This window comes from Sulfurisphaera tokodaii str. 7 (assembly GCF_000011205.1).
Taxonomy (GTDB): domain Archaea; phylum Thermoproteota; class Thermoprotei_A; order Sulfolobales; family Sulfolobaceae; genus Sulfurisphaera; species Sulfurisphaera tokodaii.
This window is the reverse complement of the sequence record NC_003106.2, coordinates 67,580-90,532: the sequence shown is the minus strand read 5'-3', so window position 1 is coordinate 90,532 and position 22,953 is coordinate 67,580. Positions and strand designations below refer to the sequence as shown.

Here is a 22,953-nt window from a genome sequence, read left to right as displayed (position 1 = left end):
ATATGAATAGAGTCCTTGAGCTGGGTAGTAATATCTCAGCACCTTTAATTGGGGAAATATTAGCCGATTTAGGATTTGATGTAATAAAGATTGAGCCCCCTCCCTATGGTGATGATAGAAGGAGAATTAAACCAGAGATTAATGGGATTAGTGTTTATTTTGCCAGTACTAATAGAGGAAAGAGAAGTATTGTAATTAACCTCAAGACAAATGAAGGTTATGAAATTTTCAAAAAGTTGGTAAAATCTGCTAAGATATTGATTACTAATTATAGGCCCTCTGCACTTAAAAGATTAAAAATAGATTACGAGACTTTGAAGGAAATTAACCCCAACATAATATACTGTTCAATAACGGGGTTTGGAAATTTCTCTAAAGAAGCCGATAATCCTGCTTATGATGCAACAATATTAGCCTTGAGCGGTTTAATGGATATGACTGGAGAGGAAAAAGGGCCTCCTGCAAAATTCGCCACATCAATTTCAGATATAATAACTGCTTTAATGGGAACTATACTAATCTTAGCATCGTTAAATAAGGGGGAATCGGTCTTCATTGACTTACCCATGATTTATACACAATTTTACTTGATGTTAGAAGATGCATATATGTACCTTAATACTAACGTAATACCTAAGAGAATGGGTTCTGCACACAGGTATTTAGTACCTTATCAAGCGTTTAAAACAGCTGACGGTTATATTTACGTAGCTGTTTTCACTGATGAACAATATTTTAAGCTATGCAAAGCTCTAGGGAGAGAAGACTTAGCTATGTTCGATACTAACCAGAAGAGGCTTGAAAATAGGGAGTATATAGTAAATGAATTACAAAAAATATTTGAGAATAACACTAGAGAGTATTGGGTAAAGGTATTAAGTGATGCTGATGTACCAGTAGCTCCAGTGCTTAACTTGGCTGAAGCTTTCCAAAGGTATGGTAATAAATTAGTTTATGAGGTTAACGGAATGAAGTATATTATGTTTCCTTTTAATAAAAAGGAGACTGTTGCTCCAAGATTAGGCGAACATACTAGAGAGATTCTACTTGAATTAGGATATGACAATGACGAGATAAATAATTTAATTAAAAAAGGAGTAATAATGGAAGCAAGTAAATAACAAATAATACTCAATCAACTAGAAGTATAAGTTAATAGATTATTTTCGTAAGACCTCTAATTAAAAGTTATTTTTCCTAAGTAGGTTAAATCTTAAATTGGAAGTAATTTTTAAGCTTGTTTCAACTTGCTATCCTACTCCCGTTAGTATGATCTCGGAAGTCCTAACATATGGTGAGCAATATAGGCTAAGATTAAATTTTGAGATACTGGGGCTACCTTATATAGCCTAGTCTCTCTAAACTTCCTCTCTATGCCTGTTTCCACAGCATAACCGTAACCTCCATAAATGTCCATTGTCACATTCCCTGCTTCCCAGGCTATTTCTGCGGCTAGATATTTTGAAATATTGGCATAGTTTCCAATTAATTTAGTGTCCTTTCCCTCCTCTGCTAAACTTAATCCTTCATTGAAATAACTTACAAGTGCTTTTAACTCAGCATATACCTTGGCTATTGGAAATTGAACGCCTTTAAAACTGCCTATTGGCTTACCGAAAACTACCCTATTTTTAGCATAATCCACAGCCTTATTTATAAACCATTCAGCATTACCTATTAATTCAGCGGCTATCATAAATCTTTCAGTATTTAACAAATCTAGTAAATGGTAAAATCCCTTACCTACTTCTCCTATAACATTTTCCTCAGGTATTTCTAAATTATCAATGAAAACTTCATATGCATCGGTATTTGACATAGTTCTAATCTCTCTCATTTCAATTCCCTTTCTTCCTTCTCTCAAATCAACTAGAAATAGAGTAATCCCATCAGTCTTCTTTTCAACCCTCTCATAAGGCGTTGTCCTAGCCACTAATATTATAAAATCAGTGTATTTCAACCTAGAAATGAAAATCTTATGGCCATTTACAATATACTTATCTCCGACTTTTTCTGCAATAGTCTTCATTCTAGTAGTATCAGATCCTACATCTGGCTCGGTTAATGCTAATGATAATACCTTCTCGCCTTTACCTATATCTTTAAAATATTTATCCTTTAACTTTTTATTTGAATGTCTTACAAGTAATGCTGTAGTGTAATATTGTCCATGAACGAAATATGAGTTACCTCCTCTTACATTAATTAGGTAAAGGATTAAGCAAGCTAACCTAATACCTTTACCAGCCCCTCCATATTCTATAGGTATTAGTATTGATCCCAAACCTAAACTCATGAAATCATTAAAAAACTCCACTGGAAATTCTCTTCTTTGGTCTTTATTTAGCCAATATATCTCATCATATTTCTTCATTAACTCATCTACAGTTGAGAGGATTAGCTTCTCTTCTTCATCTTTAGGCGAAAGTAACACAATAATATAATTAATAAAGTTTTATTATAAAGTTTTCCTAAAAACAGTTTTTCTAGTAATTTCGAAGAAAATATAACCTTAATATTAACTAAAAACACATAAAAACATTTATTAAGAAAGAAAATTGAATAGTCAATGAACTAGAATTAAATAACATTTATAGTAGTTTATAAATCTCATTAAAGAATCAATTTTCGTATTATTCTAATATTTTTATATAAATATCGAATAAAATAGTTGTATAAAAATACACAAAATTTATATATTAGCGAAAATTAATTAATTATATGGAAGATAAGTCTAATTTAAAGCAGACTCCAGAATGGTACGTAGCGAGAGTTGATAGATTACCAGCTTGGGGTCTAACATATGCATTAATCTGGGCTATGGGTTTCTCATTTTTTATTACTTTATATGACGTGATTAATGTAGGTTTCGCTTTACCCTACATACCCTTCGTTGTAACAGCGGCTCAATCATCACTTATTGCATCATTAGGTTTATGGGGGTATGTAGTGGGTGCTCCGCTGTTCTCTTATATAGCTGATGTCATTGGAAGGAGACCTACTCTCATATTTACGGCATTATTTACTGCAATAGGAAGTTTTGGTGATGCGTTATCTGTTAACTATCCTATGCTAGCTGCGTTTAGATTTATAACTGGAATGGGTATAGGTGCTGATTTAGTCCTTGTTATGACCTATATGGCGGAAATGTCCCCAGCACATAAAAGAGGTCAATACGTAAACTTAGCTTTTATAGGAGGTTGGGCTGGAATTGGAATTGGTCCTTTCATTGCCGCATTAATTGTTACATCAATACCGAGTATAGGATGGAGAATTACATTCTTATTAGGAGCTATATTAGCGGTTCTTGCTTTAGCTATTAGAGCATATGCGCCAGAGACTGCTAGATTTTTAGCAATGAAGGGTAAGTTTAACGAGGCAGATGAACTTGTAAGTAGAATGGAGGCAACTGCAATGAGTAGAGCTAAGGTTGACAAATTGCCTGAACCTCAAATTAAGACTTATAGTGTGAAAAAAGAAAATCCCTTTAAAATATTAGCAAAGCCCAAATATCTAAAGAGATTAATAACATTATTCCTCTTAATGTTCTGGATTTATTTTATGGATTATCCATTCCTGGTTTTACCACCTACCTGGGTAAAGGATATCCTAGGATATAGCGGATCCCTATTTTCTTCTGCAGTATTCTACTTTGGATTAGCAGGAATAGGAGCTTTCTTAGGTTCAATATTATTAAGATTTATTATAGATAGATTTGATAGAAGAGCTATGACAATCTTCGGAGTTGTAGTCTATTTGATAGGTACTGGAATAATGGCAATTGGAGGAGTAGCAAGGAGTATACCAGTATTCTTCGCTGGTGCCTTTATTGCAGAACTTGTAGGAGTAGGATGGTATAATATATACTATCTATTATGCACTGAGAATTTCCCTACTAATGCTAGAGCTACAGGTTATGCTATAGCAGATGGAGTGGGTCATGCAGGTGGTGCAATAGGGCTAATTGCTCTATTTCCATTAATATCCGTTCTAGGTAATATAGGTGCATGGACTATTCCATGGATACCCGCTATAGCGGTTGCAATAGCAACACTCTTTATTCTTCCCAAAACTGTGAAGGTTAGATTAGAAGAAGTAAATGAAGCAACAGACGTATAATATACTGCTCAATGCTAATAAAATATTTTTTATTATACCCTTTCCAAAATAATCATACTTGTATAGATAACATATTTATAAATTTTAATTTTAATAATATTATTCTTCTCACAATATTCATTAACATAAGAGAAGGTATTATAGATATTTTATACAATTTTACATTAATTATCGAATAAGATAGTTACATAAAAACATTCCTTGAACTATATTTTAAACAACTTAAATAACGTAGCAAAAACACGCAATCTTTTATGCATTACATGAAACACTTTTAATAAACTTCCTGGATAATAAACATAGGACATAATCTACACAACATCTTTGACATTTAATGTTCTTTGTTATAATAACGTTATTGCTATTAACTTATTTTCTGTCATTTCTAGCATTGTATCTCTTACTCCTTCTCTTCCTATTCCAGTTTTCTTAAATCCTCCGAAAGGTAAGGAATCCCATCTGAGTCTCGTACTATCATTAATTATTATGGCACCGAACTTCAGCTCCTTAGCGATTTTAAGAGCCCTATTTACATCGTTGCTGAATATTGCAGATTGTAATCCGTATTCAGTAGAATTAGCAATATTAATTGCCTCTTCATCACTCTTTACTGAAACAATTGGGGCTATTGGTCCGAATATTTCAGTCTTCAAGACTAACATGTCTAGACTGGGGTTAGTAACTAAACTTAACGGGAAGAAGTAACCAGTCTCCGGTCCTTTATTGAGTACTTCAACATTACCACCCTTAGACTGTGCATCTTCTAATGCTTTATTTAACTTCTCAACACTTTCCTGGTTTATTACTGGGCCTATATCAGTACTTTCATCTAGGGGATCTCCTACTTTAAGTGCCTTAACTTTCTCCTTAAATGCTTTAACAAATTTATCGTAAATTTCCTCTCTAACTATTATCCTCTTCCCAGCATTACAATTTTGCCCAGCATACTCATATCTAGCCCTAACAGCTATCGAAGAAGCCCTATCTATGTTAGCGTCCTCTAAAACTATTATTGGGTCCGATCCTCCTAACTCCATGATAATCCTCTTTCCTAAGGAAACTGCCTTGGAAGCTATTGCTAAACCAGTTTGCGTAGAACCGGTTAAAGTTATTAAACCAACCAAGGGATGAGTTATTAACTCGTCCCCTATCTCATTACTATACCCAGTTACTATCCTAACTGCGCTATCTGGAAGCCCAGCTTCTACAAGTATCTTTTTCATTTCTATTGCTGATAATGGAGTGCTTATACTTGGTTTTACCACCACAGAATTTCCTACAGCTATTGCTGGAGCTACTTTATGTGCAAATGAATTTATAGGAAAGTTAAAGGGTAATATAGCAGTTACTACTCCTATAGGTTCCCTAGTGCTAATTACTATCCTATTTTCATTTCCTGGAGGATACTCGTAAGCATCAACCCTATAGTTTTTACCCTCTAGTACTATTGCAGCTTCTTCAGCAGCTTGTCTAAACAGCCTGGACGCTCTCATCACCTCAACTCTTGAATCCTTTATTGGTTTTCCAGCTTCCATAGCTAACAATCTAGCTAACCTTTCCTGCTCCCTTTCCAAAATCTCCGAAACCTTCCTTAGTATTGCTGTTCTCTTGTATAAGGGCATTCTAGATATAGTCTCAAAGCCCTTATAGGCTTCCTCTATTTCTCCCCTAACTTCGTCTTTGCTCATTCTCTTTACTGTTCCTATTACTTTTAAATTAGAAGGAGACTTAATCTCTATGACCTCGCTCATTATAAAACCACGAATATTTTTATATTCTAAAGTTTAAAAGCTTATGCAAAATGTATATATTCATAACTAGAGAAATTTTTTAATGAAAATATCTTACAAGCTGAGTTTAAGGCTAATGTTAACTTATTCAAACTCAATATTAAAGTCTGCGTAAGTCATAAAATTGATAATAGCATAATGCTCTATAAATTCGTTAAGCTAAAGATATGTACAAATTGAGGTAAGGTATCCTACTCTTAGTACTATGTAGATTTATATAACTCCCCATGAAATTATCAAATATGAGAAGTAAGGAAGATTACTTAAAGTCGTTAAACGATGGAAGAAGAGTAATGTATCGAGGCAAATACATATCAAATATTGTTGAACATCCCGTGTTAAAAATATCTGCACTTCACGCGTCAAAATTATTTGAATATCCAGATAGATCTTACGACGACCAACAGTACGGTAAAATAAGTAAATACTTCAAGGTACCAAAAACATCCCAAGACTTACTAGATAGGCATAAACTAGTATACGATACAACTATTTTCTGCAATGGTATATTTAACATTTCACAAGCCATCGGTAGTGATGCTCTCTTTTCCTTAATGATAACAGCTAAAAAATTAGATAAAAAGTACGGTAAAGACTATTTCAGCAGAGTTAAGAAATACTACGAGTATGTCGTAAAAAATGATCTAACCTTAGCAACAGCACAGACTGATGTTAAGGGTGATAGGTCAAAAAGACCATCAAAACAGCCAGACCCAGATTTATATGTTAGAGTAGTTGATGTAAGAAATGATGGCATCGTAGTTAGAGGGGCAAAAGCTCACACTACTCAAGCAGCTGTAGCTGATGAGATAATAGTTATACCAACAAGGGCTATGGGAGAAGAGGATAAGGATTACGCTATAGCCTTTGCAGTTCCTGCTAATACACCGGGTTTGAAGATGATTGTAAGACCAATAGATGAGATTGAGGGAAATTCCTCATCAGTCTTAAGTGTAAAAGATTATGAGTTAGAAACACTGACAATCTTCGATAACGTCTTTGTACCATGGGATAGAGTATTCCTATTTAGGGAATATGAATTTGCTGGAACCCTAGCTAGACTATTTGCAACATATCATAGGTTTACAGCAATTTCTTATAGAGCTGCTATGGCAAATCTCTATTTAGGTTCAGCAATACTTTCAGCAGAGGCAAACGGAATATCAAACGAGAAGCACGTTAGAGACGATATAATAGACATAATACTTTATAAGGAAATACTAAGGATGTCGGCAATAGCCTCGTCTGTTTACCCAGAAATTGATGAAGAAATTGCAATCCCTAACTATATCTTTACTAATATAGGTAAGCTCTACACTAACACACACTTCCATGAAGTTGTTAAGGATTTAATTGATATAGCTGGCGGTATAATATCAACATTACCCTCAGAAGAAGATCTTAAGAGTGACGAAGGAGAGGTTATAAGTAAGTATTTGAGAGGTGCGATAGACGGAAAAGAGAGGATCGATATTTTAAAATTTGTGAAGGAAATAGATGGAAGTAGTTCTTTAGTAGGGTATTGGCTTACAACTATGATCCATGCTGAAGGTTCAATTGAGGCAAGTAAAATCGAACTATTCAGAAATTACGATTTTAATGAGAGTAAGGAACTTGTAAAGAAAATAATTTCAAGTTAAATGTGATTTTTTCTCCGCTATATTTAAATTCGGAAAAGAAGTAAATTATAATATGTACGAATTTCCATTAACAATCCAACACATTTTTTGGAGAGTTGAAAAATTATACCCAGAAAGCGAGATAGTTTCTAGATCTGAGAAGATAGAGAGAATGAGTTACAAGGAGTTTGCCTTAAGAGTAAGAAAACTTTCCTCCTTTTTAAAGAGCTTGAAATTAGAAAAAGGGGATAAAGTAGCATCAATAGAGTGGAATACAAGAAGACATCTTGAACTTTATTTCGCCACAACAAATATGGGTTATATTCTACATACAATAAACGTAAGATTTCATCCTAACGAGATTGAGTATGTAATCAATCACGCAGGGGACAAATTTGTGTTCACCTCTCCAGAATTCGAGATCAGTAAATTAAAGACGTCTCTTAGCGGAATATTTTATCTTGATGAGAACTTTGACAAGGCAATAGACATGCAAAAACCAATAGACAGTTTTCCCCAACTTGATGAAAAAGATGAAGCAGTTATATGTTACACTTCTGGAACAACTGGGAAACCTAAAGGGATAATGTATACTCACAGATCTATCTATATACATTCACTAACTCTATTAGCTAAAGATGCTGTTGGAATATCAAGGAACGACACAGTATTAGTCGTTGTACCAATGTTCCATATAAATGGTTGGGACTTACCATTCTCAGCACTAATGACCGGAGCTAAACTAGTATTACCAGGTCCTAGACCAACTTCTAAGGATTTAGCTGAACTAATAGAAAAGGAAAAAGTTACAATTGCAGCTGCCGCTCCAACAATTTGGATAGACTTCTTGAACTTTATAGAGAAGGAGAATTACAATATTTCGTCATTAAAGACCGTAGTAACTGGTGGTGCTGAGCCACCAAGAATTATAGCAGAGAAATTTAATAAAATGGGTATTAGATTATACCACGCATGGGGAATGACAGAAACAGAGGCAATAACAACAGTTAATCAAGATCAAGAAAAGATAAGTAGTCAAGGAATTCCTTTACCCGGAATTGAAATGAGACTAGTTAGTTTAGATAATGAGAAAGAACTTCCGTGGGATGGTGAGAGCATTGGAGAACTATGGGTTAGCGGTGCATGGGTTGCAAAAGAATATTATAAAGAAGCGGAAAAGAGTAAAGAAACATTTAGAGTTATTGACAACAGAATTTGGTTAAGGACGGGCGATATAGTTACGATTGATAAATATGGTTATATAAAGATAGTAGATAGAGCTAAGGATTTAATAAAAAGCGGAGGTGAATGGATTTCCAGTATAGATCTTGAGAACGCGATAATGAGCTATTATAAAGTCTTTGAAGCAGCTGTTGTTGCTGTTAAAGACGAAAAATGGGGAGAAAGACCCGTAGCTCTAGTCGTACCTAAAAAGGAATATGAGGGCAAAATTACTGAAAGCGAGATCAAAGAGTATCTTCTCTCATTAAACAGATTCCCCAAATGGTGGATACCAGATAAGGTACTATTCATTAACGAATTACCAAAAACTAGTACGGGGAAATTAGATAAGAAAGTGATCAGAGAATTAGTTAGAAACATGTAACGTTTTATTATCCTCCTTCCTTTTTAACCACCCTATCCCTTATTATATACCAGGTACCTAAGGCTATAGCACCTAATTTTCCTTCACTATCCCTAAACTCTATTTGTACTATAACAGCAGTCCTTCCTTTTCTTACCACCTTACCTTCAACAGTAAATGGTCCCTTATACATTGGTTCAAGAAAGTTAACCTTTAACTCTTGAGTAACTTGGTCTATTCCATCATTTACAGATAAAGTAGCTAAACCTCCGGCAAAATCGATAGCGGTCATTATTATTCCACCATTTAACACATTACCTCTCCTACAGAACTCTTCCTTATAAGGAATTTGAATCTTAGAATAACCTGGCTTTACATCTAAGATCTTAACTTCTAAAAACTTAAATACTCTATCATTGTTTTCCAAGATGTTTTGTAAATCCATGAAACTCTAATAACCTTTGCAAGAAAAAAGTCTTACTATAATTAGCTTGATATTGCCACAAGTATAGAGTAAGATCCGTTTAGATATTGGGTTTATATTACCTAATTAATGAAAAATTAACAAGAACGTAATACTTTTCCCTATCATTTCTAAAGAGAGTAAACCTGTAGGCATTAATACGAGATAAGGTAAAACGATACCAAATAACTATTTTAAGTCTATAAATTATTGAAGAAAATCGTAATCTGTTAAGTTAATTTAGTTAACTATATCCTACTAACAACTATCCAATTCTTCCTCTTAAATCTTTATTTTATATCAGATAGAAAGTTATACGTGAAGATAAACAGAATACGAAAACGATTTCTAGTCATAAAATTATGCCTTTTTGACTTAAAATCGAAACTACACTTTACTAAGCGGAAATATAAAAGTTAATTGTGTAAAATAATTGATATTATTGCACTCACAATAAACCTTAATAAATTATATAACAAAATATAATTAATGGCTATAGTCCCTTTCAAAAGAGACCCAACATTTTACCCATCACCTAAAATGGCTATGAAAGCTCCTCCAGAAGATTTAGCTTACGTAGCGTGCTTATATACTGGTACTGGGATTAACAGAGCTGATTTTATAGCAGTAGTTGACGTTAACCCTAAGTCTGAGACATATTCAAAGATAGTCCACAAAGTGGAATTACCATACATCAACGATGAATTACACCACTTTGGATGGAATGCTTGTAGTTCAGCTCTATGCCCAAACGGTAAACCTAACATTGAAAGAAGGTTCCTTATAGTCCCAGGTTTAAGATCCTCTAGAATATACATTATTGACACTAAACCTAATCCCAGAGAGCCTAAAATAATTAAGGTGATAGAACCAGAAGAAGTCAAAAAAGTCAGTGGTTATTCTAGGCTCCACACAGTCCATTGTGGACCAGATGCTATCTACATAAGTGCACTTGGAAATGAAGAAGGAGAAGGACCTGGAGGAATATTAATGTTAGATCATTACAGTTTCGAACCTTTAGGCAAATGGGAAATAGATAGAGGAGACCAGTATTTAGCTTACGACTTTTGGTGGAATTTGCCCAATGAAGTTTTAGTAAGCAGTGAATGGGCAGTCCCAAATACAATTGAAGACGGTCTAAAGCTGGAACATTTAAAGGATAGATACGGGAATAGGATCCACTTCTGGGACTTAAGGAAGAGAAAGAGAATACACAGCTTAACATTAGGGGAAGAGAACAGAATGGCATTAGAGTTGAGACCTCTACATGACCCTACAAAACTAATGGGTTTCATAAACATGGTTGTGAGCCTTAAGGACTTAAGCAGCTCCATCTGGCTGTGGTTCTATGAAGATGGTAAATGGAATGCAGAGAAAGTAATTGAAATACCAGCAGAACCATTAGAGGGTAATTTGCCAGAAATATTAAAACCCTTCAAAGCAGTCCCTCCTCTAGTAACTGATATTGACATAAGTTTAGACGACAAGTTCCTTTACCTAAGTTTATGGGGGATTGGTGAAGTAAGACAGTACGACATAAGTAATCCCTTCAAACCGGTATTGACTGGTAAAGTGAAATTAGGAGGAATCTTCCACAGAGCAGATCATCCTGCTGGGCATAAATTAACTGGAGCACCTCAAATGCTTGAAATAAGCAGAGACGGAAGAAGAGTTTACGTCACCAACTCACTATATAGTACATGGGATAACCAGTTCTATCCAGAGGGGTTAAAGGGATGGATGGTTAAGTTAAATGCTAATCCGTCTGGAGGATTAGAAATTGATAAAGAATTCTTCGTAGATTTCGGAGAGGCTAGATCCCATCAAGTTAGGCTAAGTGGAGGAGATGCTTCTTCCGATTCTTATTGCTATCCTTAGCCTTGGCATCGTTGAAGGTATAAATCCACATAAGGGATTACTTTTTTCCTCCTATTTTTATTCATTCAAAAAGAGGTTAGAATCGTACTTATTACCTCTAGTTATTACAACTTTTTACTATTTACTAGGTATAATTGTATCATTATTGGTTATAATACCTCATGATACTATATCTAAATTAGTACTACTAAACCTTATATCTACAAGTATTATAATGAAAGTTATATGCAGTAGTAGCAATTTCCTACATTACAGTGGTAGTATGAAACCGGCATTGTCTAATGTAATAAAATGGTCACTAGCAAATTCAATCATAGAAATGGCACCGATAGAAATGATTGTAGCAAACTATTTAGTTAATTTAGGTTTCATTATCTTCTTTTTATCAAATTTTGTTACCAGAGAGATAGCGTTTTATTTCTGCAAAAACTCAATACCAAGAAAATTATATTTATACAATATACAATTAATGATTGAAATACCGATATTAATCCTTCTACTAATAGGGATCATATTAACCTAGGCTAACAATCAACGTTAAGCTCTTGTTTCCTTTAACTGTAGGTCTTAAATTCAATACCCTAAAAATAATCTTTAGGATAATATAACTTGCTCTATCTTTGTTTTTATTATAAAGAATTATTTCTCTTCATACAATTAATTAAAATACAAGATAAAAGTAATCTTAGCTCAGTTTAATATAACTTTATAATATTTTATACTTGATCATAGTTTAAAAGGAAACAAGCCTTCAAATTACACGGAAATGTGTAGAAGAGACCTTGTCCTTTAAAATCTCAGAAAGTATAATTTCCGTATCAGTTTTTGGTGTAATAAATTTTATTTCCTATGTTTGTTTGTTTTATTGCATTTTTCTCTAGTAAGTATTTTATATGTGCTAGTGTTTCTCCTATGGCCAATTGTTTATCAAAGTTTGAGAGTTCATCCCATTTTTTGTACCATGAAATATTCATTGCTATCTCAAATCCGTTAACCTTTCCCTTCATTTCAATTATTTTTAATATTTCTTCTAGTCTATTCTTATGATGTTCCTTGATTTCTTCAATTCTTTCTTTAACATTGTTGATTGGTTCTCCGTGTGCTGGGTATATTTTACCATTTATTTTCTCTATCTTATCAAGGCTATCTAAGTATGATTTTAGTGGGTTGTCATTGACTCTGAGTAGGGAGACGTTGGGGGTAATGTTTGGTAATATGTGATCACCGCAGAATAGTATTTCATTATATTTGATGCATATGTGTCCCATTGTGTGCCCTGGTGTCCATAGGATTTTTATTTCACTACCTCCTACCTTTATTGTATCCCCATCAATAACTTTGTTGAAGTTTACACCTTTGATTATTTCGTAAAATCTGTCCCTATTTCTAAACATTCTATCTATAATATCCTCTGGGAATCCGTTTGAGAGTAGGTAGTTTTTCATCTCTTTTTCATACTCATTACTTAATATAAAATTAAGATACTCTATTTCTTTTTCATGAATAAATATATTACTATCTTTAAATAGTCTAACTAAGCCTATGTGATCTGGGTGGTAGTGTGTGATTATTACGTAATTTGGGTAACCGTATTCTTTTAGATAATTGGTAAGTGTTAACATTGCTTCTTGTGTAGGTAATCCAGTGTCAATTAGTAGTGATTCATTACCATCCCTTATCAAGTATGCATTAACATGATTTAGAGGACCTTGCATAGGTAATTTTAAAGTCAATATCATAACGTTCATTAAAAACTGACAAAATTTAAACTTATCTACTCTCAATATCTATATATTTATCATTTCTCTAATTTAATATTTATACTTCTTCTAAAGAAAAGATCATTTATTAAATTTATATTTGATAGCACTATAATACAAATCAACTTTTTCTTCGAATAAATGCGATACAATAAACTAGAAATAATTAGAAATATGAAGATCAGGATATTAAATGTAAAATATTCAACATTTAAATAATTAAGTTTTTATATTCAGCGATTAAAAAGAGAATTGTGAAGGCATTATTTATAAGACCTAATAATCCTTCAGGAAGCGGATATTTCAAATATTTTGGCTTCTTACCGACTCCACTTGGGCTTATTCAGTTAGCTAGTGATGTTTTATCAGTTGGTAATTGGGAAGCTAAAATAATTGATATGGAAGCTGACAATATGACAATAGATGATGTGGTGAGTACTGCTATTTCTTATGATCCAGACATGATAGGAATAACGTTACATGCTACTGCAGCTCATAACATAGCTACAAAAATAGCACAACAAATAAAATCTCAATTAAATGATACCGTTATTATTGCTGGAGGTCATCATGCTACATTTGTTCCGTATCAAATGTTAAATGAGGGATTCGATATAGTAGTCCTAGGTGAAGGAGACGATACTATAATGAAGTTAGCTTCTGCATTAAAGGAAGGTAATAGAGATTTTTCGCAAATAAGGGGAATAGTATATAAAAAGGAAGGAAAGATATTCAAAACCCCTCCTGCCCCTTTAATTTCGGATCTTGATAGTCTACCCGAACCTGCATTGGAGTTAGTAAAAAAGGAGAATTATCCAGTTAAGATATTTGGAGATGATCAGTATGTAGCTTGCCTAGAAACTGCTAGGGGATGTCCTTATGCGTGTGATTTTTGTTCCGTAACTCCTACTTGGGGTAACAAATGGAGAAATAAGTCTAATAACAGAATTCTTAAGGAAATAAGTAAAGCAAAAGAATTAGGATATAACTGGATATTTTTTGTAGATGATATTTTTATAGTTTGGCCTAATAGATCTCAGAGGGCTGCATTATTTAGAAAAATGATAGAGACTAAAAATACTATTAATTTCATAGCACAGATGAGGGCTGATGTTACTGCACGGAATCCAGAATTAATTAAACTTGCATCAGATGCTGGATTAAGAATAGCATTTCTTGGAATTGAAAGTGGGAGTCAAGAAGTTCTAAAGAAAATGCATAAAGGGTTAGCAGTATCAGATTCAATTAATGCCGTAAAAACACTTCATGAAAACGGAGTTATAGTATTGGTAGGATTAATGATAGGAGCGCCATACGAAACAATAAAGGATATTCGGGCGACCGTAAAATTATCAAGAAAATTAGCCGATGTGGGAGCAGACGCGGTTCAATTCTCGATTTATACTCCTTTGCCCGGAACTAGAATATTTGTAGAATCTCTCAAAAATAATTTATTATTTACGCTCAATTGGGATCGATATGATGTTATTACTCCAGTAGTTAAAACTAAAGTAAATCCAGCTCTTGTACAGTTAATTGCAGCATATGCTAGCTATACATTTTACATATACAAGTATTTAAAAAGTAAACTAAGATTATCGAAGATTAAGATACCTGAGAAGAAGCTAACGCTATTAAGAAAAGCAGAAAAATACCTATGGAAAAAGATACCATATCTTGTTAAGGAGTCTTTAATTGATTTACCAATTTCTGCAGTAAAGACTCTTAAAATGTATCTGAAGAGAGATAATATCCCTGCAGATGTGATACAATCTCTTATAGCTCAATCAAGTAATATAATTTATCTTGAAACTGGTGATAAGAATAGATACTATAATATAAAGAACGAGTAACTTTACAATTTAACGATATTTAAAATATTTTTTCTTAGTAAATACGAAGGGAAAATGAATACTGGAGAGATTCAGTAATCCTTTGCGAATTGTAATATTCTCATAGAATTAGAATAATTGATGAAGAAACAATTGATTATATTATGTTATTATCTCCATTAAGTCCGTTGTATAAACTCCTTGGTCCCTCCAATTGTGAATGTACAGTCAATTATTCAATCTTGAAATGAGAAAATAAAGCGAATTCGCAAAAGAGCTATGAACCTCCCGAATACTGTCACATCTTAGATTAAATTTATTCATGTTGCAACTTTCCACGGCTGCAAACTCAAGTTTGTTAGATACGTTAATATGCAGTGGCTCCTACGGTTGCAAGCTTAGGTTTGTGAGAGGCATGGTATATGGTGCCTATAGATGAAAAATACCATACCATAAATAAGTTACATTTTTATCAAATAAGATATAACTTCTTCGATAATATTCGTGTCATATTTAGAGTTTAATAACTTATAACCAAGGAAGAACTTGTCTTCAAGTTCTATTGCGATATTAATATCTTTTATTCAAATAGTATTTTAGTGAAATCTATGAGAAATAACCGTAAAGAACTTATCACATAATGTTGTCATTAAGCATAACCAGTGCATAGAGTATTAGTAGTTTAAGGAAATTCCCTCACCATAAAAAATTATAATATTTGCTCATTAACTAATAAATACTTTGAATTTACTTCCTTACTTTATTTCGTTAATCACAAGGAATTTTCAGTTAATAAGACAATATATCTTACATTTGTTTAACGTAACCTAAAAATGTAACGATTTTCCTATAAGTGCTAAGAGTATTAATATTAATTAAGATATTTCCATACGTTAAAATCTATAGAAATATAAATAACGCAACAATGGCACTAGAATTTTCCTTTTTATTTATCTAATTTAAGGACAGTTATATAATAAGCAATAGATGTTGCTAGTTTTATTTTATCGTAATATATCACCTGAAATGTTTTACTTATTCTACTTATGTCTCTTTGAAATGTTTTTTCAAATTCTCCCATGAATACAGTATGGGAATCTCTTTTTTCTGAGATAAATGATAACATTAGCCAAAATTGAACAAAACCAGTACCATTCAAATAAGACCACATATATTTTATGATATAGAGTATAATTAAATCAATTTTTATTAGAAAAACATGAAATATTGAATTAATTTCACGTGGTTAAAAAGGGGTACATAGAGTCAGCTGAAGTTCACGAAAAATAACTCCCCAACTTGAGGTAAACCTTGTGAAACAACTTCCCTCATCTCCTTGAGGACAAGAAAATCAACGAGAGACTGACAGAACTCCCACAACCTCACCCTCCTCCAAGAACGAACCAAAAACCAAACATTCAAAAGAAAATAACAGAGGAGGATAAGAACCAACTCCTTCCTAACATCACAAGTCCTAACCCTAAACTCCTCTAGCGAACGAAAAGCATTCTCAACACCCCACCTCTCCCTATAATCCTCAGCCAAAACAACAGCAGTCCTAACATCAACCTCACCACTAACAAGAAAAGCTATAATCCCATCCCCCTTCCTCAAAATAACAAGATAAGCACCACTAACATGCCTAACACAAAGAAAACCAGTATACCTAACACCACAATAAGTAATATTAACATCCCTCAACTTATCCTCATACTTCTTGTACATCTGATACCTAGCGGTAATAACAAAATCCACGCCAAGACCCAAGAGAAACTTAATAACCTCATTCACCGCAAACTCCCTATCAGCATAAACCCTAACAAGCCTAAGATCAAACTTGTCCAACTCCTCTAAAACAACTTGCATAACCATCTTAAAATCCTCAGCAATATTTTTCACAGTTATAGGTAAAACATCAAGGAAAATACTCTTCCTATTCAAGAGGAAAATTGCAATTTGAGCGAGACCCCAAGAAGTACCCTTATTAGGCTTAATCAACAAACTCTTATCCTTGTGGTACTGTGGTTGGGAATGGAGGTCAATAGCAACTCTCCTATTCCTAGTCTCCCTCAAGACTTTCTTACCCATCTCCCTTAATGCCTTTCTAACATCATCAACGTCAATATTGTTCAAGAGCTTTAATGCTCTCCTCCCCTCGTTCCCAAGCCTACTCAAGTAAGTTCCTCTAGCTTTAAGTAAGGTTTTGAGGAGTTCTTCGGGGAAAAGTATATTAGTTAGAAAGGTGTAGATTAGTTTGAGGGCGGACCGGACGAAGTCCCTATTGTAGGATTTAGTCCCTTTGTCTTCATTCCCCTTCATATGTTAAGGTCCGCCCTCGCTTATACAAACTTTTCTCCAAAAATTAGTGTTCACTAGATCTTTTTTGAATTTTATTCATCTCGTTTTTTACGCTAAAAAAGAGATTCCCATACTGACGTTATTAAGAGACTTTATCCGGCTAGATTATGCTCATTTTAAAGGGTGTAGTACTTTAGGGAATTTTTATTATTTAATAGTTTTTAAAAATATATCGTCAATATCATAAAATTGCTATCTTAAATCGATTAAATCTTATCTTTTATCATAAAGTAAGAAATAAATATTAATTGAGTTGTTTATATGAATTATATTTTGAGATTTTGAAGTGCAAGATCTTCTTCTAAATTAAGGTTTCCGTGTAATTTAAAGGCTTACTGTTTCCCTTTAATGAACGAATATAAAACTGTAATTCCCTAATAAGTGTTAAACAGTTTTACTATCTCCATATTATACGTCTCCTTATCATAATTAACGGTTTCAGATTTGTGAATTTATCTCTGTATTTCCATGTTCATTAATTCGATATTTTAAATAAAAGATCAACTCTATTGTTAAAGATTGTTTGGAAACTCTCTTTTTGATTCCTAAAGTGTAACTGGTCTCCTTACCTTAACTTTTCCTTTAATTATAAAATATAAGAAAGAATTATTGCTTGAAATTACTTTTGTAAAATGTATTTAGGGATCCGCAATAAGATGATATATAGAATTTACACAAAGAGTAAGCATATTAGATAATATATCCTTAATATCTTAAAGATAGCTTGATATTAACACTATGGCTGGCTAAAACCTACTTTAAATTCAAACTAATTTGATGTATTCAGCGATTCGAAAAATACTAATGATTAAATTTATTATTTTTATAATGTATTATATTCAAGTAACATTTATAAGTGAAAATAATAAACTATAGTTTAGAGGTTAATATAAAATGAAACCAGATGATAAACTAACTAGTAAACATGCTAAATGGATATTAGCTACATTTTTAGCGTGGACGTTCGATTTGTATGATCTCTTTAGTATCCTACTTGTAACTCCTTATATAGCAGAACTATTCTTCCCATCAAAGGTAGTGTTTCTTGCAATAGCTGCTACTTACGCTACCTTTTTAACATCATTTCTTATGAGACCAGTAGGGGCTCTATATTTCGGAAACAGTATTTCAGATAAATTAGGAAGAAAGAGAGCAATACTCTATGGTATAATAGGACTAGTTATTACTGCGAGCCTTCAAGGGGCATTACCAACTTATGCGGTTGTAGGAATTTTTGCTCCAATACTTATAATACTAGTAAGATTAGCGGAGGGATTCTTTGTTGGAGGCGTGACTGCGGGAAGTCATACTATAGGACCAGAATCGGTACCAGAAAGACATAGAGGCTGGGTAGGTGGAATAGGTTTCTCTGCTGCTGGTGCAGCATATTTAATAGCTTCTGCTTGGTTTTACATGACTGCTCTACTATTTCCTGGCTCGTCCTATTTAGTATGGGGCTGGAGAGTAATGTTTTTCGGTGGGCTTCTGCCGTTGGCAGTATTAGGTTTCGTTAGCTATTTAGTTCCAGAGTCAGATGCTTGGCAAAAAGCTAAAGACAGAGGGAAAACTATAAAATCACCAGTTAGAGAGCTTTTCTCAAAGTTCAGAAGAACATTTGGCATTGCCTTAGTACTTACTGTTGGTTGGGCGTTAATGTATTATTTAACACAAGGTTTATTTCCAACATTTCTAAGTGAAATTAACGGTTTAACAAAGGCTGAAATAGGAATTACAATGATAATAGCTTCAATTGGTATGATAATAGGCCCTACATTAGGAGGTGAAATTTCCCAACATATAGGAAGGAAGTTAATGTCAATAATAGGAGCTGTAATAATAATTGCCATTTCTCCTCTATATTTATATTTAGGATCTTTAACTACAAGTTCTTTAAATAATGTAATTCTAGTGACGTTTTTAATATCGTTATTAAGCGATTTCGGAGGAGGTATGTTGATGACATATCTGAATGAGGCTTATCCTACTAGTATTAGGGGAACTGGTGTTGCATTTACTTGGAATACTGGTTTCGCTATAGGAGGGGCCTCTCCAACTATTATAAGCCTTGTGTTAGCGTCTATTGGTGCATCAAAGTTCCCATCAGTTATGTTTTATGCTCTAGTGATTGTAGGGGTAATCCTATTAATATCCTCAATTATAACTAATGATACAAAGGGTAATATTTTAAAGGAAATTGAATCAGTTGAAAAGGGAGCTATATGAAAGCTATGTTGATTAAGGAATTTGGAAAGCCGTTAAAATTAGAAGATGTTGATGTTCCTAAGCTTAAGCAAAATCAAGTTCTCATTAGAGTAAGAAGTGCGGGCGTATGTCATACTGATGTATCAGTAAGAAGTGGTACAATATATAAGAGAGTATCTGTAAATCCGCCTAAACTACCCTTTATTCCTGGACATGAAATAGCAGGAATAATAGAAGATGTTGGAGATGAGGTTATAGGATTTACAAAAGGAGATAAGGTTATAGTAAATCCTTGGCAAGGAGAGGGGAATTGCTACTACTGTAAGATAGGAGAAGAACAATATTGTGATTTTCCTACATGGTTAGGAATAAGTACTAATGGTGGTTATGCTGAATATGTAGTTTCTAACTTTAACTATGTATATAAAGTAAATAAGTTATCAGTAGAGGAGGCTTCACCTTTAGCTTGTGCGGGAGTTACGGCTTATAGGGCTGCTAGACTAGCCAATTTAACTCCATCTAAATATGTTATGGTTATAGGTGCGGGAGGCGGATTAGGAAGTTTCGGAGTTCAAATAGTTAAAGCATTATATGGTTCTACTGTGATAGCAGTAGACATCAATGAAGAGGGATTAAAATTAGCGTCAAGATTAGGATCTGACTATGTCATGAATGCTAAAGATCAAAGTTTACTTCAAGAAATATTGAGGATAACTGAGGGAAGAGGAGTTGATGCAATATTAGACTTTGTGGGATCTGAGAGTACTACAAAAAACTATTATACAATATTAGCAAAATTAGGTAGATACATTAAAGTTGGTACTTTTGGTGGAGGTTTGCCACAAGAAGCTGGGTTAAAGTTACACTCAATGGGTTGGGAATTTATTGGTACTCTAACTGGTAATAGAAGAGATTTTCTAGAAATTATAAAATTGGCTGAAAGTGGAAAGATAAGAATTGTTATAACCAAATTATCGTTAGAAGAAGCTAATGAAGCTTTAAATAATTTAGAATCTAATAAAGTAACGGGAAGGCAAGTATTAATACCTTAAATATGGTAGAGTAGAATATGGAAATTAGAAAGTTTATTGAAGAGGTTAGAAGATTAAACCTTTTGAGGGAGATTAAGGGAGCAAACTGGAATTTAGAAATTGGAGCAATTACTGACCTTAACGCAAAGAAAAACAAATACACTTTACTATTTGACGAGATAGTTGATTATCCGAAAGGATTTAGAGTTCTTACTGGAACACTTTTAGACTCTAGGAGGGTTAGTTTAGCCTTAGGTTTTTCCCCTAATTTAAATAACCTGGAACTAGTCTTAAAGTTGAGGGAAAGATTAAATTATGCTTATAAAGAATACAGAAGCTATGAGCCATTGGAGGTTTCTGATGCACCTTTTTTAGAAAACGTTGACAAGGACGATAGTGTGAATCTCTTGAAATTTCCCGCACCTAAATGGCATGAAATGGATGGTGGGAGATACATAGGTACAGCAGATGCAGTAATAACAAGTGACTCGGACTCTAATTGGGTTAATGTAGGAACTTATAGGGTAATGCTAGTTGACAAAAATAGATTGGCAATATTTATAGAGGCCAGTCACCACGGTAGGTTACATATTGAAAAATATTTGAGTAAAGGTAAGAAAGCTCCAATAGCAATATCCTTTGGCCCACCTTTGTCTCTTTTAATATTTGCTGGTATGGAAGTACCTTTAGGAGTTTCTGAATACAATTTTGCAGGAGCAGTAATAGGAGAAAGATTCAGAGTGTTTAGAGGTGAGGTTACTGGTCTCCCTATTCCCGCTGACAGTGAAATAGCTGTAGAGGGATACATAACTGGTGAATTAACTGATGAGGGACCTTTTGGGGAGTTTATGGGATATTATGCTGGAGGGAGAATGAAAAGTCCAGTAATTGATGTTAAGAGGGTTTATTATAGACAAGATCCAATATTATTAGGTACTGCACCTAGTATACCTCCATATGATTATTCTTATTTTAGATGTCCCATAAGATCTGCTATGATTTGGGATTTCCTAGAAAGAGCTGGAGTACCTAATATAAAAGGAGTTTGGGCTCATGAAGTTGGTTTTTCGAGAGCATTTATTGTAATATCAATAAAGCAATCTTTTGCCGGTCACGCAACTATGGTAGGGCATTTAGTTAGCACAAGTCCTTTAGGTGCTTATGGCGGGAGATATGTAATTGTAGTTGACGATGACATTGATCCTTCAGACTTAAACCAGGTAGTATGGGCTATGTGTACTAGATCTGATCCAGCAACTTCGATAGACGTTATTAAAAACGTTACCAGTACTCCGTTAGATCCAATGGCTGAAAGGAAAGAAAACTTGAAGGAATACTCCTCATCTAGGGCAATAATCTACGCAGTAAAGCCATTTAGTAGGCTAATTAGAAATGAATTTCCAATAGAAGTTAAACCTAGTGAAGAACTAAGTAAAAAAGTAATGGAGAAGTGGAGTGAAATTTTCTCTAATTGAAGAAATATTCTAAAAACCTTTTTCTATTTATTATGGTCTATCTCTTAAAATAAGCTTAATGATAATTGACGCCAAAAGAGGATTTAATCTATGCTTATTCATCAGTTTGCTCCATACGGCTCTTTCTCAAGAATTGCCCTATTATTTTTCTTTCTGCATTTCTTAAATAGTAAATTAATGTTGACTGACTTATGCCGAGAAGATTAGCTAATTCTCCAGACTTAATTTTCCTTGGATAATCGAAATAACCATTTTCATAAGCTATTGAAAGAATTTTTAACTCATTATCGGATAAGGTATTAGTAAGCGGAATATGATCACTTATTTTAATCTTCTCAATTTGTGCTATCTCATCTAATTCCTTGAGCATTCTATTAATTTTATGCTCGTAAATTAGAATATTCCATATTTCCATTCCTTCATATTTTGCAGTATTTAAAACAATTCCATTATTTTTATTTATAATAGACAGAACAGAACTATCAAAATCTCTAGCCAAATCTACGAATATTCCATTACCATTTCTATATACATTAAATATTTCTTTTATTTTGCCATCAAACTTTAATTTTTCTATGGTTTTATACCCCTTTTCAGAAGTTATTGCAAATACTCTTAAAAGGTTCTTCTCCATATAAGGTATCAAATCCAATATCTTCACTAAATCATCGTTTAAATAATATCTACTCCAGCAATTCTCATGTATTATATGAAGAGTTACGAGCTTTATGGGGTAATTGCTAAAGTTTCTCATTAATTTATATTGCAACTTTATCATTTATAAATTATTTAGGAATTGTTAAGATATGGGAAATATCCTGGCAATTTAGTATTAGAACGT

Annotated in this window: 17 protein-coding genes; 10 read left to right on the top strand and 7 right to left on the bottom strand. The window is 33.4% G+C overall.

Features of this window, described 5'->3' with window-relative positions:
- Positions 1–2: 2 nt before the first annotated feature.
- Complete coding sequence (locus STK_RS00365) at positions 3–1,121, top strand: CaiB/BaiF CoA transferase family protein (RefSeq protein WP_010978006.1); 1,119 nt, start codon at positions 3–5, stop codon at positions 1,119–1,121.
- Positions 1,122–1,264: 143 nt separating this feature from the next.
- On the opposite strand, the gene STK_RS00360 is transcribed toward STK_RS00365, so the two are convergent.
- Positions 1,265–2,434 (bottom strand): acyl-CoA dehydrogenase family protein, encoded by a 1,170-nt coding sequence (locus tag STK_RS00360; RefSeq protein ID WP_010978005.1) that lies wholly within the window; start codon positions 2,432–2,434, stop codon positions 1,265–1,267.
- A 287-nt stretch (positions 2,435–2,721) separates the two neighbouring features.
- Here STK_RS00360 and STK_RS00355 point away from each other — a divergent pair, with 287 nt between their 5' ends.
- Positions 2,722–4,119, top strand: a complete 1,398-nt coding sequence (locus STK_RS00355; RefSeq protein ID WP_010978004.1) for an MFS transporter — start codon at positions 2,722–2,724, stop codon at positions 4,117–4,119.
- A 344-nt stretch (positions 4,120–4,463) separates the two neighbouring features.
- Here the strand turns inward: STK_RS00355 and STK_RS00350 are convergent, their stop codons facing one another.
- Positions 4,464–5,873 (bottom strand): aldehyde dehydrogenase family protein, encoded by a 1,410-nt coding sequence (locus STK_RS00350; protein ID WP_198429773.1) that lies wholly within the window; start codon positions 5,871–5,873, stop codon positions 4,464–4,466.
- A gap of 278 nt (positions 5,874–6,151) precedes the next feature.
- Here STK_RS00350 and STK_RS00345 point away from each other — a divergent pair, with 278 nt between their 5' ends.
- Both STK_RS00345 and STK_RS00340 read left to right on the top strand, forming a co-directional pair.
- On the top strand, positions 6,152–7,549 hold the full coding sequence (locus STK_RS00345) for a 4-hydroxyphenylacetate 3-hydroxylase N-terminal domain-containing protein (protein ID WP_052846143.1): 1,398 nt from the start codon (positions 6,152–6,154) through the stop codon (positions 7,547–7,549).
- A gap of 52 nt (positions 7,550–7,601) precedes the next feature.
- The gene (locus STK_RS00340) at positions 7,602–9,134 is read left to right on the top strand and encodes a long-chain fatty acid--CoA ligase (protein WP_010978001.1); all 1,533 of its coding nucleotides are present in this window, start codon (positions 7,602–7,604) and stop codon (positions 9,132–9,134) included.
- A gap of 7 nt (positions 9,135–9,141) precedes the next feature.
- On the opposite strand, the gene STK_RS00335 is transcribed toward STK_RS00340, so the two are convergent.
- Positions 9,142–9,558 (bottom strand): PaaI family thioesterase, encoded by a 417-nt coding sequence (locus STK_RS00335; protein WP_010978000.1) that lies wholly within the window; start codon positions 9,556–9,558, stop codon positions 9,142–9,144.
- 507 nt (positions 9,559–10,065) lie between these two features.
- On the opposite strand from STK_RS00335, the gene STK_RS00330 reads away from it, so the two are divergent.
- A complete protein-coding gene (locus tag STK_RS00330; RefSeq protein WP_010977998.1) occupies positions 10,066–11,454 on the top strand; it encodes a selenium-binding family protein in 1,389 nt (462 codons plus the stop codon).
- The gene (locus tag STK_RS00325) at positions 11,423–11,977 is read left to right on the top strand and encodes a hypothetical protein (RefSeq protein ID WP_052846141.1); all 555 of its coding nucleotides are present in this window, start codon (positions 11,423–11,425) and stop codon (positions 11,975–11,977) included. The genes STK_RS00330 and STK_RS00325 overlap by 32 nt, the downstream gene beginning before the upstream one ends.
- Before the next feature lie 295 nt (positions 11,978–12,272).
- Here STK_RS00325 and STK_RS00320 read toward each other — a convergent pair whose 3' ends face one another.
- Entirely contained in the window at positions 12,273–13,202 is a 930-nt protein-coding gene (locus tag STK_RS00320) for an MBL fold metallo-hydrolase (protein WP_010977996.1), read from the bottom strand.
- Between the two features lie 266 nt (positions 13,203–13,468).
- Between STK_RS00320 and STK_RS00315 the strand changes: the two genes are divergently transcribed.
- A complete protein-coding gene (locus STK_RS00315) occupies positions 13,469–15,067 on the top strand; it encodes a B12-binding domain-containing radical SAM protein (protein WP_010977995.1) in 1,599 nt (532 codons plus the stop codon).
- Between the two features lie 925 nt (positions 15,068–15,992).
- Here STK_RS00315 and STK_RS00310 read toward each other — a convergent pair.
- On the bottom strand, positions 15,993–16,217 hold the full coding sequence (locus STK_RS00310; protein WP_010977994.1) for a hypothetical protein: 225 nt from the start codon (positions 16,215–16,217) through the stop codon (positions 15,993–15,995).
- Between the two features lie 95 nt (positions 16,218–16,312).
- Entirely contained in the window at positions 16,313–17,365 is a 1,053-nt protein-coding gene (locus tag STK_RS00305; RefSeq protein WP_010977993.1) for an ISH3-like element ISSto8 family transposase, read from the bottom strand.
- A gap of 933 nt (positions 17,366–18,298) precedes the next feature.
- Between STK_RS00305 and STK_RS00300 the strand changes: the two genes are divergently transcribed.
- From STK_RS00300 to STK_RS00290, 3 genes are read left to right on the top strand one after another with little or no spacing between them, the layout of a single operon-like run.
- Positions 18,299–19,627, top strand: coding sequence for an MFS transporter (locus STK_RS00300; RefSeq protein WP_010977991.1), 1,329 nt, complete (start codon positions 18,299–18,301; stop codon positions 19,625–19,627).
- Positions 19,624–20,658 (top strand): NAD(P)-dependent alcohol dehydrogenase, encoded by a 1,035-nt coding sequence (locus tag STK_RS00295; RefSeq protein ID WP_010977990.1) that lies wholly within the window; start codon positions 19,624–19,626, stop codon positions 20,656–20,658. The genes STK_RS00300 and STK_RS00295 overlap by 4 nt, the downstream gene beginning before the upstream one ends.
- A gap of 17 nt (positions 20,659–20,675) precedes the next feature.
- Positions 20,676–22,112 carry a UbiD family decarboxylase gene (locus STK_RS00290; RefSeq protein ID WP_010977989.1) on the top strand — a complete coding sequence of 479 codons (1,437 nt, stop codon included), beginning with the start codon at positions 20,676–20,678 and terminating at the stop codon, positions 22,110–22,112.
- A gap of 94 nt (positions 22,113–22,206) precedes the next feature.
- Here the strand turns inward: STK_RS00290 and STK_RS00285 are convergent, their stop codons facing one another.
- Complete coding sequence (locus STK_RS00285; RefSeq protein WP_052846139.1) at positions 22,207–22,866, bottom strand: helix-turn-helix domain-containing protein; 660 nt, start codon at positions 22,864–22,866, stop codon at positions 22,207–22,209.
- Positions 22,867–22,953: the final 87 nt, after the last annotated feature.

What these genes read in the sequence shown, in the direction of transcription:
- STK_RS00355 (WP_010978004.1), top strand. Translation starts at nt 2,722, where the DNA reads ATGGAAGATAAGTCTAATTTAAAGCAGACTCCAGAATGGTACGTAGCG.
- STK_RS00335 (WP_010978000.1), bottom strand. Translation starts at nt 9,558, where the DNA reads ATGGATTTACAAAACATCTTGGAAAACAATGATAGAGTATTTAAGTTT.
- STK_RS00345 (WP_052846143.1), top strand. Translation starts at nt 6,152, where the DNA reads ATGAGAAGTAAGGAAGATTACTTAAAGTCGTTAAACGATGGAAGAAGA.
- STK_RS00340 (WP_010978001.1), top strand. Translation starts at nt 7,602, where the DNA reads ATGTACGAATTTCCATTAACAATCCAACACATTTTTTGGAGAGTTGAA.
- STK_RS00305 (WP_010977993.1), bottom strand. Translation starts at nt 17,365, where the DNA reads ATGAAGGGGAATGAAGACAAAGGGACTAAATCCTACAATAGGGACTTC.
- STK_RS00325 (WP_052846141.1), top strand. Translation starts at nt 11,423, where the DNA reads ATGCTTCTTCCGATTCTTATTGCTATCCTTAGCCTTGGCATCGTTGAA.
- STK_RS00330 (WP_010977998.1), top strand. Translation starts at nt 10,066, where the DNA reads ATGGCTATAGTCCCTTTCAAAAGAGACCCAACATTTTACCCATCACCT.
- STK_RS00285 (WP_052846139.1), bottom strand. Translation starts at nt 22,866, where the DNA reads ATGAGAAACTTTAGCAATTACCCCATAAAGCTCGTAACTCTTCATATA.
- STK_RS00290 (WP_010977989.1), top strand. Translation starts at nt 20,676, where the DNA reads ATGGAAATTAGAAAGTTTATTGAAGAGGTTAGAAGATTAAACCTTTTG.
- STK_RS00320 (WP_010977996.1), bottom strand. Translation starts at nt 13,202, where the DNA reads ATGAACGTTATGATATTGACTTTAAAATTACCTATGCAAGGTCCTCTA.
- STK_RS00300 (WP_010977991.1), top strand. Translation starts at nt 18,299, where the DNA reads ATGAAACCAGATGATAAACTAACTAGTAAACATGCTAAATGGATATTA.
- STK_RS00310 (WP_010977994.1), bottom strand. Translation starts at nt 16,217, where the DNA reads ATGTGGTCTTATTTGAATGGTACTGGTTTTGTTCAATTTTGGCTAATG.
- STK_RS00365 (WP_010978006.1), top strand. Translation starts at nt 3, where the DNA reads ATGAATAGAGTCCTTGAGCTGGGTAGTAATATCTCAGCACCTTTAATT.
- STK_RS00295 (WP_010977990.1), top strand. Translation starts at nt 19,624, where the DNA reads ATGAAAGCTATGTTGATTAAGGAATTTGGAAAGCCGTTAAAATTAGAA.